We start from the raw sequence: 14988 nt of genomic DNA, 5'->3' as shown, positions 1-14988 counted from the left end.
AGCTTCGCCAAAACAATTGGGCGAAGTGTTGTTTGATAAAATGCAGATCGACCCCAAAGCAAAAAAAACAAAAACGGGCCAGTATGCAACGGGTGAAGATGTATTATTAAAACTGGCCAGTAAAAATAAAATTGTAGATGACATTTTATCATTCAGGGAATTCACCAAACTAAGATCAACTTATGTAGATGCATTGCCCCTGATGATCAATAAAAAAACAGGCCGTGTACATACTTCCTATGCGCAGGCAGTTGCAGTAACCGGCAGGTTGAGCAGCAATAATCCCAATCTGCAGAATATTCCCATCCGCACCGAAAGAGGGAGAGAGATACGCAAAGCATTTATTCCAAGAGATAAAGATCATGTGTTGATATCTGCTGATTATTCTCAAATTGAGTTACGCATTGTTGCTGCCATAAGCGGCGATGTAAATATGTGCGAAGCTTTTACAACAGGAAAAGATATTCATACCGCAACTGCTGCAAAAGTTTTTAATGTAGAAGAAAAAGATGTAACTAAAGAAATGCGGTACAAAGCCAAGAGTGTAAACTTTGGTATCATTTACGGTCAGGGTGCATTTGGCCTTGCAGAAAATTTAGGTATCAGCAGAACCGAGGCAAAAGAAATAATTGATAATTATAAAAAGCAATTCCCCAACATTCAAAAATATATGGATGATACCATCAACTTTGCAAAAGAGAATGGTTATGTGGAAACGCTGATGGGCCGTAAGCGCTGGTTAAAAGATATTAACTCCGCCAACTTTACCGTACGTGGTTTTGCCGAGCGTAATGCGATTAATTCTCCTATACAAGGCAGTGCCGCCGATATGATAAAAATGGCCATGATAAAAATTCATGAAGAATTCAACAAACAAAATTTTAAAAGTAAAATGTTGTTGCAGGTGCATGATGAATTGGTGTTTGATGCACACCGCAGCGAAATTGAAATTATTAAACCAGTAATTCTAAATTGTATGCAAACGGCTTTGGCTTTGCCGAATGGTGTGCCTACAGATGCGGAAATTGGTATGGGAGAGAATTGGCTGGAGGCACATTAGAATTTTGTTGTTGAAGTAGGCCAATAATAATTTACTCCACTATTTTTATCCTGTATCTTATTGCTTTATTGTAATCAAAAAGCAGTTCAATATAATACAAAGAGTTTTCGTGAACTACATAATCAAATGTATAGATATCCCCGCTTTTTTTAAAAGGAATATAAACCTGTCTCTTTAGTGCCATTGTATCCAGCAAGATCTTCCCGGATTTTTCATCCTTATACCAAAGTGATGGATTTCTGGAAGTGTTTGAATTAATTTGCAGTTGAGTAATATTTTTTTTATACCTAAAATTGAAATGAATTGTATCCCCTTTTTTTAATTGCAATACTCCGCTATCAGGTTTTTCGTCATAAATATTCTCTAATATTTGCGTAGTATAATAAAAGGGTTTATTAAAAAAAACTTGCTTAACAAAAGACGGCTTCTCTACCCATTTACTATTATCAGGGTAATGGTTTCTTGCCAGTCTCGAATATGGTGTTAGCCAATAATAATTACCATATTCCTTCTGATATTTCAATAGCTTTCCGGTTTCTTCATCTTCTGCACATCCACCTGCAGCCCATGTTGGATCTAAAAAGTACCATACGCTATCAATCATCACCGCATTCCATGCATGGTTAACGCTTAGTGGGTTGCCCACCTGGTAAGGCTTATTTTTAACATAGCCTTCAATAATTTCACATTTAATATTATTCAAATCACAAAGCCTTTTAAATAGTTCAGCATAGCCGCTGCAAATTCCTTTTTTCTTTTGTAAAACAGCTTTAATATACTGTTCCTTCCACTCCGCAATCCTTTGAGAACAATCAACCACAGCTTCACAATTTGGTTTTTTTATTGCTTTACCCTTGTTGATAAACTTATAATCGTAGGCTATGTTTTCTGTTATCCATCTGAAAATTGCCCTAATCTTGTAAATGTTGTCTGTGTATGGTTTTGTAAGGTCCTGTGAAAGTTTTATTAAATCCTTCTCATATTTCACAGTCTTAACAAAGCTATCTATAGTTTGAAAATCATAAGCATCAAATTTATTTTGCGCTTTTGAAGTAACACCTGTTATCAGCAGAAAAATAAAAAAGGTGATTTTGTTGTTCATTTTTATAAAACGGATAGTAAAATAAACAATGAATATAAAATTAAATCTTGAAAGCTGTTTTAATTAACTCCGGCAACAGGCTTTAAATAAAGTTGATAATGCATTGTTTTTGCATACTCTCGTCGGTTATGATGTATTTTTGTAAACTTATAAATGTATAATATGAACCCCACACTAATTTACTGCTACGATGTCTATTGCGGCTGGTGCTATGGCTTTAGCCCGGTGATAAAAAAAATTGCAGAAGAGTATAAAGATAAATTGGATTTGGAAGTGTTAAGCGGCGGCATGGTTATTAGTGATGAGGCAAAACCTATTAGTGTTACTGCCGGATATATACAACAGGCCTATAAAGTGGTGGAAGAACATACCGGAATAAAATTTGGCAGCGATTATTTGTGGCATATCAATAATCCTGATTTAAGCGATTGGTACCCTTCAAGTGAAAAGCCTGCCATTGCCCTATGTATTTTTAAGGAATTTTACCCTGAAAGACAAATTGAGTTTGCTGCCGATTTACAATATGCTTTACATTATGAGGGCAGAGATTTGTGCGATGATGAAGCCTATACCCATCTATTAGAAAAGTATTCTATTGTGCCCGAAACTTTTTACACAAAACTAAAAAGTGAAGCATATAAAGAAATGGCTTATTACGAATTTGCTTTGTGTAAGCAATTAAATGTGGATAGTTTTCCGCAGGTGCTGATACAGCTGAGCGAAAATAAATTTTATCTTTTGGCAAAAGGTTTTACTGTGTATGAAGATTTGAAAGAAAGGATTGAAAGGGTGCTTGCAGAAACTGAAAGTATTTAAGGTTGAATATTAATAAACTGTCTGTACTGTTGCCCAATGGTATGCCTTTGAACCGAGCGTGGCAACGATGATGTCATGAAAATATAAAGTTGGTAACCCAAAAACCATTCATCAATTTTGCTTGCAAAAACAAAAACTAATCTGTATTTTGTTTAACTAAAATTTATACAACATGAAACGAATTGCCTTAACTATTTGTTCAGCAACTTTATTGCTGCTAAGCTGTAATAACAGCGCCGATGATAAAACAAAAACGGAAACTGCCTCTTCCGACACTACCAGTAAAATGGCAGATGTAAAAACAGAAACTGCGGCACCACTAATGGACAGTGCTGCTATGATGAAAGCCTGGATGGATTACGCAACCCCGGGTGCCATGCACACCTGGATGGCTAAAACTAACGGTACTTGGGAATCAGAAGTTTCGCAATGGATGGATTCCAAAGCGCCACCAACAAAAGTTAAAGCTACCAACGTGCAAACTTCTTCAATGGGTGGCAGGTATGTTATTGGTAAATTTACCAGCAACATGATGGGGCAACCTTTTGAAGGCATGAGTACTATGGGCTATGATAACGCTAAAAAAATGTTTGTAAGTACATGGGTAGATAATATGAGTACCGGTATTACCCATATGACAGGCACTTACGACGAGGCCACAAAAATGATGAATTTTAAAGGCCATCAAACAGACCCTACAACAGGCAAAGACAGTGAGATAAGAGAAGAAATGAAAATTATTGACGATAACACTTACACTATGACGATGTATGGCCCGGGCATGGATGGAAAAGAAATGAAATTTATGGAAGGAACTTTTAAGAAGAAAAAATAAATCTTTAAATAGATTTTATAACCCTGAAAATTTCAGGGTTTTTTTATGCAATTATTTATTTATTAACTTGCTTTAAAACTTACTGCATATCTTTCGGTAAATAAACTTCTTTTAAACTAAAGCAAAATATTTATGGATAAAATCGAAAAAATATTTGCCAACAACCAGCAATGGGTAACCGAAAAACTGGCTATTGATGCTGATTATTTTGAAAACCTGGGGAAAGGACAAAACCCTGAATTTTTATACATTGGCTGCAGCGACAGCCGTGTTACTGCCGAAGAATTAATGGGTGTGCAGCCTGGTGAAGTTTTTGTACACCGCAATATTGCCAACATGGTTATCAGCATTGATTTAAATGTAATGAGTGTATTGAATTATGCAGTGCGTCATTTAAATGTAAACCATATTATTGTTTGTGGCCACTATGCCTGCGGTGGTGTAAAAGCTGCGATGCAAAGCGCCGATTTAGGAATTTTAAATCCCTGGCTCAGGAACATACGTGATGTGTACCGTTTGCATAAAGACGAATTGAACGCCATTACCGAAGAAGAAAAAAGATATGACAGGCTGATAGAATTAAATGTGCAGGAGCAATGCGTTAACCTGATAAAAACCGCTGCAGTACAACAAGCTCATATAGAAAGAGGATTAATGGTGCATGGCTGGGTATTTGATGTACACACCGGTAAACTGATTGATTTAAAAATTGATTTCCCTCATATACTGCAAGATATAATGGAGATTTATAAGCTGGTGTAAAATTATTATTGCCATTATTTTTTTGCTGCCGGTTCATTTCTTGAATGGCAGTGCACACCGGCTCCATCATGATGTAAGGGCATGCAATCAATCTGCACTACCTTTCTTCCGGTAAATGCTTTTTCTACTATTTGTTTGGCCTGTTCATCTCTTTGCTTTAATTCCAATGGCAAACCTTCTTTCCAGAAACGGGCCGTTACAATTACGTTATTGGCAATTATAAAATTCATATAGCCTGTAGCCAAATAAAATTCTACCGAGTCGGCAGTAACATCATTAAACCAGGATTGCTCATTTTTAGTCAGACTTTTATAATCTATTTTTTTTGTCATTAATGATCCGGCAGGCAGGCGTATAATTTCAAAAGGTTTTCCTTCTGCTGTGGTGCTTAGTTTTAATAGTTGAAGGTTTGCTTCCATGCGATGATAAGATTCTCTTGATATTGCATCACCAACTGTATCTTTCACATCCACTTCAGCAAGCAACACCGTATTATTATTTACAAACCTGCAAAACTCATCAATATGCCCACCGGTTCCAATACCATATTTTCCGTTCTCCAATTTGCCCCATTCTTCTTCTTTACATCCATTCTTTAGCCAGATAATTTTTGTTACCCCCAGCACCCTTTTGTATTCATTTTCAATTTGCAGTTTTGTCATTTTTGGATTTCTATCCAGCTCCACCGATTCTACCAGCAACATGGTACCATTGCCATTGGTTTGCCAGGCCCCGCCTTCACTAACCATTTTAGAAGCAATGCTTGGAAGCTGCAATTTGGCGGCAACATTTCTATCAATTGCCTCGGCCTCTTTATCAGGATGTATAAAATTAAAATCAGCTAATGCAAATTCACCTTTTGCATTTCTTAAAAAAACAGGGCCAGGGTCTTGTATGGCACCATAAGCACTTTCGTTATAAAACAGTGTTATCCTGGCCGTATCTATTTTATGCGCTATTAATTTTTCATAAATCCTGCGTTCCATTTGCTCTTTATTGTAACCCGGCTGTGGCCCATAAAACAAGCGCACTTTTACATAAGGCGTTATTTCTTTCATAGCATTTAGTGCGGTAAAGTAAAAAGGTTCGCCACCCAAAAAACCGTTTTCTACCCAGCTCAGCCAAATGTATTCCTGCTTATCAAATTCCGCAGGTACCATAAATTTTTCTTTATAGGGCGATGAGCAGGAGCTGCACATCAATAAAGAAACAACAACAGAAAATATTAATAATTTCATATTTACATAATTAGTTCAACGAATGATTGCATGTTCATACCTTTTTATTTATCACTTTCAAATTTTAAATAGGTATTAAAAAAAGGAAGTAATTCTGTATATATTCTTCCTTCAAAACCATCCAGCATATTCCCATGGTCGCCTATATATTCTTCTGCAAAGTGTTTTATATTATACAGCTCCAGTTTTTTGCTAAACTGCATAGCCGTGGCTGGAATATGAGGAAAGTCCTCATTTCTTCCCCAATCCATTTTTAAAGCCGTCAAACTTTTTAAAGCCGGTAAATTTGCTTCAATCATGTTTATCGGGAAGTTGGCTTCCCATTGTTTTATTACTTCCATATTATAAACGGCACTATCGCCAATATAATTAACAGGAAATTTTGCCTGTAAAGGCATACTATTTTTATCCGGCGAATAAGCTCTTGCAAGGCTGCTGAATACACCTGCAAAAAACCCCACCTCGGAAGAATCGTAAACATTTAAAATATCAGCTGCACTTTTTGCTTTACTAGTTTTTTTAAATGCGCTGTTGCTGATGGTAAAATCATTTGACCAGTTTAATACAGCCGGGCTTAAGGCATACACCGAACTAAACGTATCGGCAAATAACATCCCAATTTTTAATGCCCCATTGCCACCCATAGAATGGCCGCAAAGGCCACGACTGGTTCTGTTGGGTATGGTTCTAAAATTTTTATCTGTGTAAGCCACTACATCTTTACCAATAAAATCGGCCCAGTTGCCTGTAAGGGTTGAATTGGTATAAAAACTTCCCCTGTAAAGGTTGTAGCTGTTGGGCAATACCAGTATCGTTGGACGTATGCGGCCGGTGGTTATAGCTTTATCCATCAGTTGTTTTAAACCCAGCCAGTCAAACATTTCCGTATCGGTGGTGGATACGCCATGTAAAAAATAAATTGCTGGATAACGTTCTTTACTTTCTCCATATCCCGGCGGCAGGTAAATAGATACATTACGCATGGCGTCTTCTCCTCCCTGATTGCCTTGAATAGACGCAGCTAAAAATTTATTCCTTACTACAATTCCGCCTTTTTTATCCTGCGAAAAACTGCAAATGGTTACCAGTACAAAAAATAAAAACGATACTGCATATTTCATATTACCTGTTTTAGGTTTTATAGTTTATTAAAAAAGGAATTATTTTTTTATTGAATTATTTTTTATGATAAACAGCCGGTATCCACACCATACAAATTTCTGCAATAATCAATGGCACAAATGAAAAGAAGTATTCATTCATAACTCTTCTCAGTAACCCATCCTTAACAGCACCAAATAAAAAATCAAGCGGCATAATATCATCAATTCTTACGGCTATAAATGCCAGTACACAAACATAGCTGCGTACAATCATTTGCCGGTGTACTTTTATATTCCTGGCTTTAATTGCTTTCCAGGCAAACCATGTTGAAAGCACAGCAAAAAGCGCCAATAAAAAAAGAGAGATGCGGCAGGGTACGCAAGTGCTTATCAATGATAAACGTGCGGCAGAAATCCCTATCAGTAAAATGCCCAGCATATACAACTTGCCTGCAAGCCGGTGAAATTTGAGGTACTTATTGCGTAAGGCTGGCCAAAACTGTGTGGGCCCCAACAGCAATGCAAAACTGCCACCAATTAAATGCAGTATTACCCATAGCTGGTTATTAAAAATACTTGTACCAAAAATCCGGCTGCGAAAGCCGGTGAAATAAATACCTACATTAGTTACAAAAAAATAAACCGATAGTGCAATAATAGCTAACCAAAAAAATGGAAGCAGGATGTATTTTAACTTTAGCATTATGAAAAATAAACATCATTTTTATTAAATACAAGTAAAATGCGTTGGCTTTTTAAATACAATACCAATGCTGAAATAAATTTTTTACTTACCTTTTATCTAAGACAGCCAACAAGCCGCCCTGTTTTTGCCTGTATTAAATTATTAGTAACCGGTTGTGATGACACAGCACTACACGAACCCAATTCTGCATTAAATACAGAGCCACCCACATTTGTCCAGTTAGCTCCGCCATCATCTGAACGTTTTACAACATTCCATGCATTTGAAGGATTATTGGGAAAGTAGTTAGCATTAACCTATGTATATCCTGTTAGAATTACTGGCACCTGCTTTTACAAACGACTGCCCTGGATTGGGCGTAGCGGTTCCAATGCCTACACTTGTTGTTTGAGCCTTTACAGACAGGTTAATAATAGCCAGTAATAAAAAAATTGTATTTATTTAATGATTAAGTTTTGATTTTTAATTTCAATCCAAAGATTAAAAATTAATGAAGGTAGGGCAATAGCGAAAAAGGGTGAAGTTGGTACTAATATTATTTACTGCTTGCTAAGCATGAAAACCTGATTCGTGGAGGTGAATCAGGGCTAAATAGTTAGCCAGCTTTATTGTTTAAAAACCATAAAACTGAAAGCCGCATCATGGGCATCAGGTCCGGAGTAACTGTTACTAACCGGCATTATTAAAAAACCCGGATAGTTTGCGCCCAGCCCTCCGTAAGTGGTATACACCCTGTAGTCAGTTATATTTATGCTAACCATTACGATATCGCTTGAACTCATACCAGGATACGAAAGCACATAATTACCATAGAACGGATGACTAACTGCCGCAGCAGATGAAGAACAACTGCAAACACCCGCAGCTGTTACTCTGCCATAATAAAGTGGTACCATGTTTGCAGCGCCGCTGGCTGTGTTATTAACTTCTGTTGCTATCTCCACATTTGATACGGTAATATCTCCTGAGTTGGTGGTAAGATTGCCGCTGCCTTTTAATGCACCCTGTACGTTTAGCGCATAACCTGTAAATGGCGTGCTGCCTATACCAACACGACCCTGCCCATCCACAAAAAAACGGTCAAACCCATTGTTGCGGATGATAAAACGGCCATTACTGTTGCTGCTGTTGGTGCCCAGGCGAAAATCATTTCCTGCAAGCTGTACAAAGCCTTTATCTACACCGCTATTTTGCAGTTGCAGGGTACCGTTAGCAGCTGTAAACGTACTTACGCCGTTTGTTTGAATACTAAACAGATTGGATGCAACACCAAAATCAATACGATTTTCCATGGCATCATCAAATTTTCGGTACTGTAAAAACCCACGGCGTGCAGCGCCATCATAAAAATTAAGGCTGTGGTTATAGCCATCTACATTAACGCCGTTGTAATCGCTTATCAATTTGGAGGCGGTGCCGGATGTTTCGCTAAAAAGCAAATCTCCATCGCTGGTTTTAACAGTGCCGTTTACATGCAGTTTTTCATCTGGTGAAGAAATGCCGATACCAATACTGTCGGATGAATTATACACATCGGTACCGTTCATTCTCCAAAATTCAGTATCCAGCCAGTACCGCCAGGCAGTACCATCGTATCCATACAATTCATGTCTTATCGTATCAAATACCAGTAAACCTGCCGCAGGTGATGTTATAGTTGTACGTTGTGAAGATGACATGCGTGGAATAAGCACTCCCTTATTGGTACTTCTTACTTCCATTATGGCTTTTGTATTGGTAGTACCTGTACCAACTAAAACGCCTTGGGCACCGGCGTTACAAAAGCCGGCAGCAAAAATTAAAACAATGATAAATTGCTTCATAACAAATTTTATTTTTAGCATTACTTAATATCGTTTGTACACCACAAAACAGAAATCTGAATCTCTTGCTGCAGGAGGAGCTGTGGACCTGTCTAAAAAAACACTAATACTCATACTGTTAGTACCTATGCTGAAACAATTGGCCAGGTGCCTGTTTTCTGCTGCTGTTACCAAAACCATACAGGTGTTATCTATACCAGGGCAATCAATAGTATAAAAGCCTGTTGACGTTTTTGTAATTGTAGCATTGGGGGTTACAGCACGGGCCGTACCATCAGCATATACTGAGCCATAGCAAAAGGGTACCAGTTGCGCTGCACTCTCCAAAGGTTTTGTTAAGCCGCTGCTCAACTCAATATTAGCAGCAGTGGTACGGGCATTTACGGTAATGCCGTTAAGCACTTTTACATCGCCATTTACATGCAGGGCTGTGATTGGATTAGTTACACCAATACCCATACGGGCTTCACCACTTACTTCTGATATTACAACATTGTCCGAACCTGCATTGCGTATCACTACCCGGCCAACACTGTTGCCACTATTGGTACCCATTCGTAAATCATCACCAGCAATTTGAAAAAAGCCTATGTTAAAATTATTGGAACGAAATTGAAAAGTTGGACCGCTAACAGCACTGGCACTAAAGCGGTACTCTCCTTTGCTGAATACATTAAATAAGTGGGTACTGCTTACCGATGGATAAAAGCGCAGCTCATCTTCGCCGGTGGTGGTGGAAGCAACAAAATTGATATAAGCATTGCGGCTGGCACTGTTGGTACGGTAATCAATACCCTGTGCAAAATTATTGGATGACCCACCTGTATAATCAAATTCAATTTTTTGCAATGTGCCAGATAACCGGCCAAGCAATAAATCGCCGCTGGTGATTTTTATATTTCCGTTAGACACATGCAGTTTTTCCAACGGGCTGCTTGTGCCTAGGCCAATATTTGCGGCTGCGTTGTAAACAGTACCAGTAAACCCCAGCCAGTAATCATTATTAATAAAACTGCGCCACCCGCCGCCGGGAAAGTAGTGTTGCAGCAAACCGTCGGTTTTGTTATACAGCATTAATCCGTTAGCCGGAGGGAAAATTGTTGCCCTTTGTGTAGTTGTTAATGATGGCCATAAAAAACCTTTGGTTGTACTTTTTACATCTAATGCAGCACTGGCTGCAGGCGCAGTGCCGTCTTCATTTACTGCAACCCGTTGTGCTAAAATGGGAATAGTATAAAACAAAAGACCGGATAATAATACAGAACGTAACATAGCTTAAGGTTGAAAAATGATAAAATAAAATGGGGTATCGGTTTTTGAAATCGTTTCCGCACCATCGTAGGTGTCCCGGTAATTAATAACCTTGCAGGTATTGGTGGTAGAATAAGCGGCAGTGGTAGTCTCGCCGCCATAAGCAATAATAGTGCAGGTGGAAGTAACACCGCTAACGGTAATATCGTACTCTCCTTCACTTACTCTTGTTACCGAAACATTGGAAGTGGCATTGACGATTGTGCCATCAGCATTAATGCGTCCATAGGCCAGCGGTATAAGGCTGTACGTACCAGTACGGCTTTGGTTTCGTATTTCATTACTTACCGAAATATTGTCGGTAACCAGGTTTCCCGAAGCAGTAAAACTGCCATTACTTAAAATGTCGCCATTTACATCCAAACGGGTAGAGGGAGTACCACTACCAATTTTCATATACCCGTTATTGGCAATCATAATTCTGTTGCCTCCATTTAAGCGGAAATAAAATTCTCCTGCTGTATTGGATGAGTTGGTACCTATGCGTAAATCATCTCCCGAAAGTTGTATAAAACCTTTTTCAACCCCCGAACTGTTTAATTGTATAGTTGGGTTGGATGCTGCATTGAAGATAAAATCACCTGATGATTTTATTTCTGCAACGGTTCCGTTATAAAAACCAAACCGGAATTTATCTTCACCGGGATCGTCGGAATGGCGAAAAGTAATAAAGCTGCGGTTGTCGCTTCCGATTTTGAAGAATAACCCCTGTGTAAGATTATTGGATGTGGTACCGCTAAAACGAAAATCAATATTGTTGGCAGTACCGGAATAATGGGTAAGTTGCAAGTCTCCTCTCAGCTTTACATTGCCATAAACCTCCAGCTTTTCAGCCGGTATTGCTGTGCCAAGGCCCACATCATTTAATGTATAAACATAGTTACCACTGCGGCTCCAAAAGTCGTTATCTAAAAAACTTTTCCAAGCAGTGCCGTTGTATTGGTCAAACCTGTTAAAGCTGGTATTAAAAATGGTGAGGCCTTCTGGCGGGTTAGTAATATTATTTCTGTTGGTGTTGCTCATTCGTGGCAACAGCAATCCTCCTGTGCTGCTTTTTACTTCCAGCAAGGCGCTGGCCTGGGGAGTGGTGGTACCAATGCCTATGTTTTGGGCAGATACTGTATTGAGTGCTGCAACTGTTATTAAAAAATAAAAAAGCTTCTTCATAGCAGGTTGTGTTTATTACAACTCAAAGATGAAAAAGAAGTAGGGATGGAGCAATAGCGAAATGGGGTGAAATTCAGATTGGTTTATAATCAAAAAAATAATTATTCGCTTATTAAATAACCACTAATATAGCCCGGCCTGCTGTTTGAGTAATTTATTAATCCCCAGTCATCCAGCTTAAAAAATACCGTGTTACCTGCATCCAGATAAATATCAAGGCTGAACGGAAGTGTAATTTTCATGTCTGCTACTAAAGGCACATTAGATACTTCGTTATGAGTAAATAAGCTTGTAGTAGAAGCAAGTTCGATGAGTGAATTATTGTCAATAGATACAAAAACCCGTGGGCTTAGTATGTAGTATTGTGGTGGAACACCTTGCGAAACCGCCTGTCTTGAAGTTACCAGCCCCTCGAAGTGATAAAGCCCTGCTGTTGTAACTGAAAAACGGGTATTTACAATATTGAAATTGATTCCTCCATTATCATACACTGTTGTGGTTCCATCAATAAGTGAATCTGAACCAAATCCTGCGAATCGAACTATGATGCGGTCATTATTTCTGTAAGCAGAATTTTGCCATGATGCATTTCCACTGGCATCGCTGGTTAATACTTTTCCGGCAGCTTGTGTGCCGTCGGTTACTTTAAAAGTGCCATTAACATGCAGTTTTGCTGTGGGGCTGGCCACACCAATTCCCACATTGCCTCCGTCGTTTTGCAGAATCAGGTTATCAGGATTGCCATTATTACGGGCCATTATTTCGTTATTATCCATTATAAGGTTATCGCCGGTAATACTGCCTAATGTTAAATATCCATGGCTGGTAAGCGAAGCATCTTGTAAACCGAGTATCTGTGTGTTTCCGGTGGAGTCAATCAATACCCTGTCTGCCCCGGCCATACGGAATATTGTTTTGCCAAACTGGTTGCCGCCATTGGTGCCGATGCGGAGGTTGTCACCAGACAACTGCATAAAAGTTTTGTTGACCCCTGTATTTTGAAACTGGATAATACTGGCAGGATTGTTTAATGTTACCGTTCCGCTTTCCTGCAAGAGGTTGCCTACTAAGTGAAGTCGTGAAGAAGGAGCCGTTGTGCCAATCCCTACATTTTGGGCAGTTACTAAATTGTATATTACAGATGTAAGTAAAAAAAAGAAAATCTTTTTCATAACAGGTTGTGTTTATTACAACCCAAAATTGAAAAATTATTAAAGAGAGGGCAATAGCGAAAAGGGGTGAATTGGGGATTGTAAATTACAGGATGACCAATTATTTCGTTCAGGCAGGATACTATTTTTTATCAAACCGGTGATGCATCAGCCTGCTATGCCGTACATCCAGATATTCAACTTCTCCGTTTTCGGTAAAATAAAATTTTACCCATGCCCAGCTTTCATCATTGGTATGAAATTGTATGGGTAGTTTAAACTCTTCGTCATACCCCGGTTCAATAATTTTATCGGCAATGGTAGGTCGCTTTAGTACCAACTGACCTTGCTCATTTAAAATAATGCGCCAGTAAAAATCGAGGTGTTTGCTGTAATAAGTGCCGCATAGCTTTTGTAAATAATCGTTTGAATAATTCTTTTTAGTTGCCGTTACTTTTTGCCATTTGATACTGTCGTTATTTCCCGTTTGCTGGTACAAAGTTGATTGCATAGCACTATCCGGATGCGGCTTATGCATAACCTGCCAGATGGGATAATCAGGGTCTTTAAAAATTCCATTGCCCACATATACGAGAGGGAAACTATCCACTGCTGAATAAAGTAACCACATACTATCTCCTATTACTTTCAGTTCCGAAAATTGTTTCCGCTCCACTGTACTTTGATAACTGGTTTGGTGCATCCAGCGATATGTGCCTTCGTATTGCTGTATCTCAGCTTTGGTAATGGACACAGGTTGGATAGGAAATTTTTTCTTCGCAGTGGCGGATTTTTTTTCATTCAATAAAAATGCCGCCAACGCATCTGTTTTATCTGAATAGGGGTCCAGGTTGTTGCTGATACAAATAATAGAAAGCCCTGCAGCAGGCACCTGCGTTAAAAAAGAATAGCCGCTTACACCTTCGTGTTTTATTAGCTCGTAGTTTGCTAATTGTTTTATTTTATGGCCAAATACATAATTGATATTTTCTTTTAGCACGGGTATGGGCCGTGCCTTTTCTTTTAAACGGGTGATGGCTTTTGCGATGAATGAATTTTTATCAGCATGTGCAGCCGCCCATTTTTCTAAATCGTTGGCGCAGGTAAGTATCCAGTAATTGCCGCCCGGCGATGTTTTATCTCTCATCCATACCGTGTATTTATTTACATCTTCTTCGGCATACGAAAAAGCATGGTTGGCAACTACTTCTTCTTTATTTCGTCCCAGTTTTGTTTGCTTCATCCCCAATGGGGCAAATATTTTATCCGTCGTGTAAACAGATAAATTTTTACCACAGGCTTTTTCAAGTATCAGCCGGAGTAATCCAAAATCGGAATTACTGTACATATAGCCTTTGCCGGGTTCTACCTGCGGCTTGGGCTGGTTGTATAAAAATTCCAGAAACTGCGATACATCCAGGCGGTTGGCCATTTCTGCCTGCGTAAGCACCAGCGTGGCCCACTCATCGCAAAAACCACTACTGTGGTTAAGCAGGTCTTGCAGGGTTACCCCTTCACTCCATTGTGGAAGTTGGGGGAAATATTTGTTCACTTTATCATTTAGTCTAACCAGCCCTTGCTGTTCCATTATTGCGGCTGCTATGGAAATAAATTCTCTTCCTTCTGAATAGGGCAGGCGAATAACGGTGTTATGATTATAGGGAACATTCAATTCAATACTTGCCATACCATAATCTTTACTGGCAATTACTTTTCCATCTTTAATTATAGTAATGGCAAAGCCGGGTGAGTTTTTATTGTTGAAGTGCGAAAAGAGGCTGTCGAGCTTTTTGTTTAGTGCTGTATTATTAGTAGAAACTGATCCAGGTTTGCTTTTTGCAGATGGTTGTCCAAAAGAAAAAATAGCCAACGGTAAAGAGAAAAGAAGTGTGAAAAATAGTTTACGCTTCATAA

At 38.8% G+C, this 14988-nt stretch carries 14 protein-coding genes; 5 read left to right on the top strand and 9 right to left on the bottom strand.

Annotated features, from left to right (window positions below):
- Window positions 1–1060, top strand: a 1060-nt coding sequence (locus tag ACY651_RS02480; RefSeq protein ID WP_462249378.1) for a DNA polymerase, incomplete at its 5' end; no start/stop codon positions are given.
- Window positions 1061–1091: 31 nt separating this feature from the next.
- On the opposite strand, the gene ACY651_RS02475 is transcribed toward ACY651_RS02480, so the two are convergent.
- Window positions 1092–2048 carry a transglutaminase domain-containing protein gene (locus ACY651_RS02475; RefSeq protein ID WP_462249376.1) on the bottom strand — a complete coding sequence of 319 codons (957 nt, stop codon included), beginning with the start codon at window positions 2046–2048 and terminating at the stop codon, window positions 1092–1094.
- 276 nt (window positions 2049–2324) lie between these two features.
- On the opposite strand from ACY651_RS02475, the gene ACY651_RS02470 reads away from it, so the two are divergent.
- The 3 genes from ACY651_RS02470 to ACY651_RS02460 all read left to right on the top strand — a co-directional run bounded on the left by ACY651_RS02470 (window position 2325) and on the right by ACY651_RS02460 (window position 4575).
- Window positions 2325–2978, top strand: coding sequence for a DsbA family protein (locus tag ACY651_RS02470; RefSeq protein ID WP_462249374.1), 654 nt, complete (start codon window positions 2325–2327; stop codon window positions 2976–2978).
- A 172-nt stretch (window positions 2979–3150) separates the two neighbouring features.
- Entirely contained in the window at window positions 3151–3813 is a 663-nt protein-coding gene (locus tag ACY651_RS02465) for a DUF1579 domain-containing protein (protein WP_462249372.1), read from the top strand.
- Window positions 3814–3945: 132 nt separating this feature from the next.
- Window positions 3946–4575 carry a carbonic anhydrase gene (locus ACY651_RS02460; protein ID WP_462249370.1) on the top strand — a complete coding sequence of 210 codons (630 nt, stop codon included), beginning with the start codon at window positions 3946–3948 and terminating at the stop codon, window positions 4573–4575.
- 14 nt (window positions 4576–4589) lie between these two features.
- Here the strand turns inward: ACY651_RS02460 and ACY651_RS02455 are convergent, their stop codons facing one another.
- The 3 genes from ACY651_RS02455 to ACY651_RS02445 are packed head-to-tail and all read right to left on the bottom strand — an operon-like array spanning window position 4590 to window position 7619.
- A complete protein-coding gene (locus ACY651_RS02455; RefSeq protein WP_462249368.1) occupies window positions 4590–5813 on the bottom strand; it encodes an agmatine deiminase family protein in 1224 nt (407 codons plus the stop codon).
- 44 nt (window positions 5814–5857) lie between these two features.
- Window positions 5858–6934: an alpha/beta hydrolase gene (locus tag ACY651_RS02450; RefSeq protein ID WP_462249366.1), complete on the bottom strand. Its 1077-nt coding sequence runs from the start codon at window positions 6932–6934 to the stop codon at window positions 5858–5860.
- A 55-nt stretch (window positions 6935–6989) separates the two neighbouring features.
- A complete protein-coding gene (locus ACY651_RS02445) occupies window positions 6990–7619 on the bottom strand; it encodes a DUF2306 domain-containing protein (RefSeq protein ID WP_462249364.1) in 630 nt (209 codons plus the stop codon).
- 39 nt (window positions 7620–7658) lie between these two features.
- On the opposite strand from ACY651_RS02445, the gene ACY651_RS02440 reads away from it, so the two are divergent.
- A complete protein-coding gene (locus ACY651_RS02440) occupies window positions 7659–7907 on the top strand; it encodes a hypothetical protein (protein ID WP_462249362.1) in 249 nt (82 codons plus the stop codon).
- 320 nt (window positions 7908–8227) lie between these two features.
- On the opposite strand, the gene ACY651_RS02435 is transcribed toward ACY651_RS02440, so the two are convergent.
- The 5 genes from ACY651_RS02435 to ACY651_RS02415 all read right to left on the bottom strand — a co-directional run bounded on the left by ACY651_RS02435 (window position 8228) and on the right by ACY651_RS02415 (window position 14986).
- The gene (locus ACY651_RS02435) at window positions 8228–9445 is read right to left on the bottom strand and encodes a hypothetical protein (protein ID WP_462249360.1); all 1218 of its coding nucleotides are present in this window, start codon (window positions 9443–9445) and stop codon (window positions 8228–8230) included.
- A gap of 24 nt (window positions 9446–9469) precedes the next feature.
- Window positions 9470–10717: a hypothetical protein gene (locus ACY651_RS02430; RefSeq protein ID WP_462249358.1), complete on the bottom strand. Its 1248-nt coding sequence runs from the start codon at window positions 10715–10717 to the stop codon at window positions 9470–9472.
- 3 nt (window positions 10718–10720) lie between these two features.
- Window positions 10721–11923 (bottom strand): hypothetical protein, encoded by a 1203-nt coding sequence (locus tag ACY651_RS02425; RefSeq protein WP_462249356.1) that lies wholly within the window; start codon window positions 11921–11923, stop codon window positions 10721–10723.
- Between the two features lie 101 nt (window positions 11924–12024).
- Entirely contained in the window at window positions 12025–13095 is a 1071-nt protein-coding gene (locus ACY651_RS02420) for a hypothetical protein (RefSeq protein ID WP_462249354.1), read from the bottom strand.
- Window positions 13096–13216: 121 nt separating this feature from the next.
- Window positions 13217–14986: a serine hydrolase domain-containing protein gene (locus ACY651_RS02415; RefSeq protein ID WP_462249352.1), complete on the bottom strand. Its 1770-nt coding sequence runs from the start codon at window positions 14984–14986 to the stop codon at window positions 13217–13219.
- Window positions 14987–14988: the final 2 nt, after the last annotated feature.

Origin of the sequence: Ferruginibacter sp., assembly GCF_031391665.1 — a bacterium.
Classification (GTDB): domain Bacteria; phylum Bacteroidota; class Bacteroidia; order Chitinophagales; family Chitinophagaceae; genus Ferruginibacter.
This window is presented reverse-complemented; position numbering and strand designations above follow the sequence as displayed.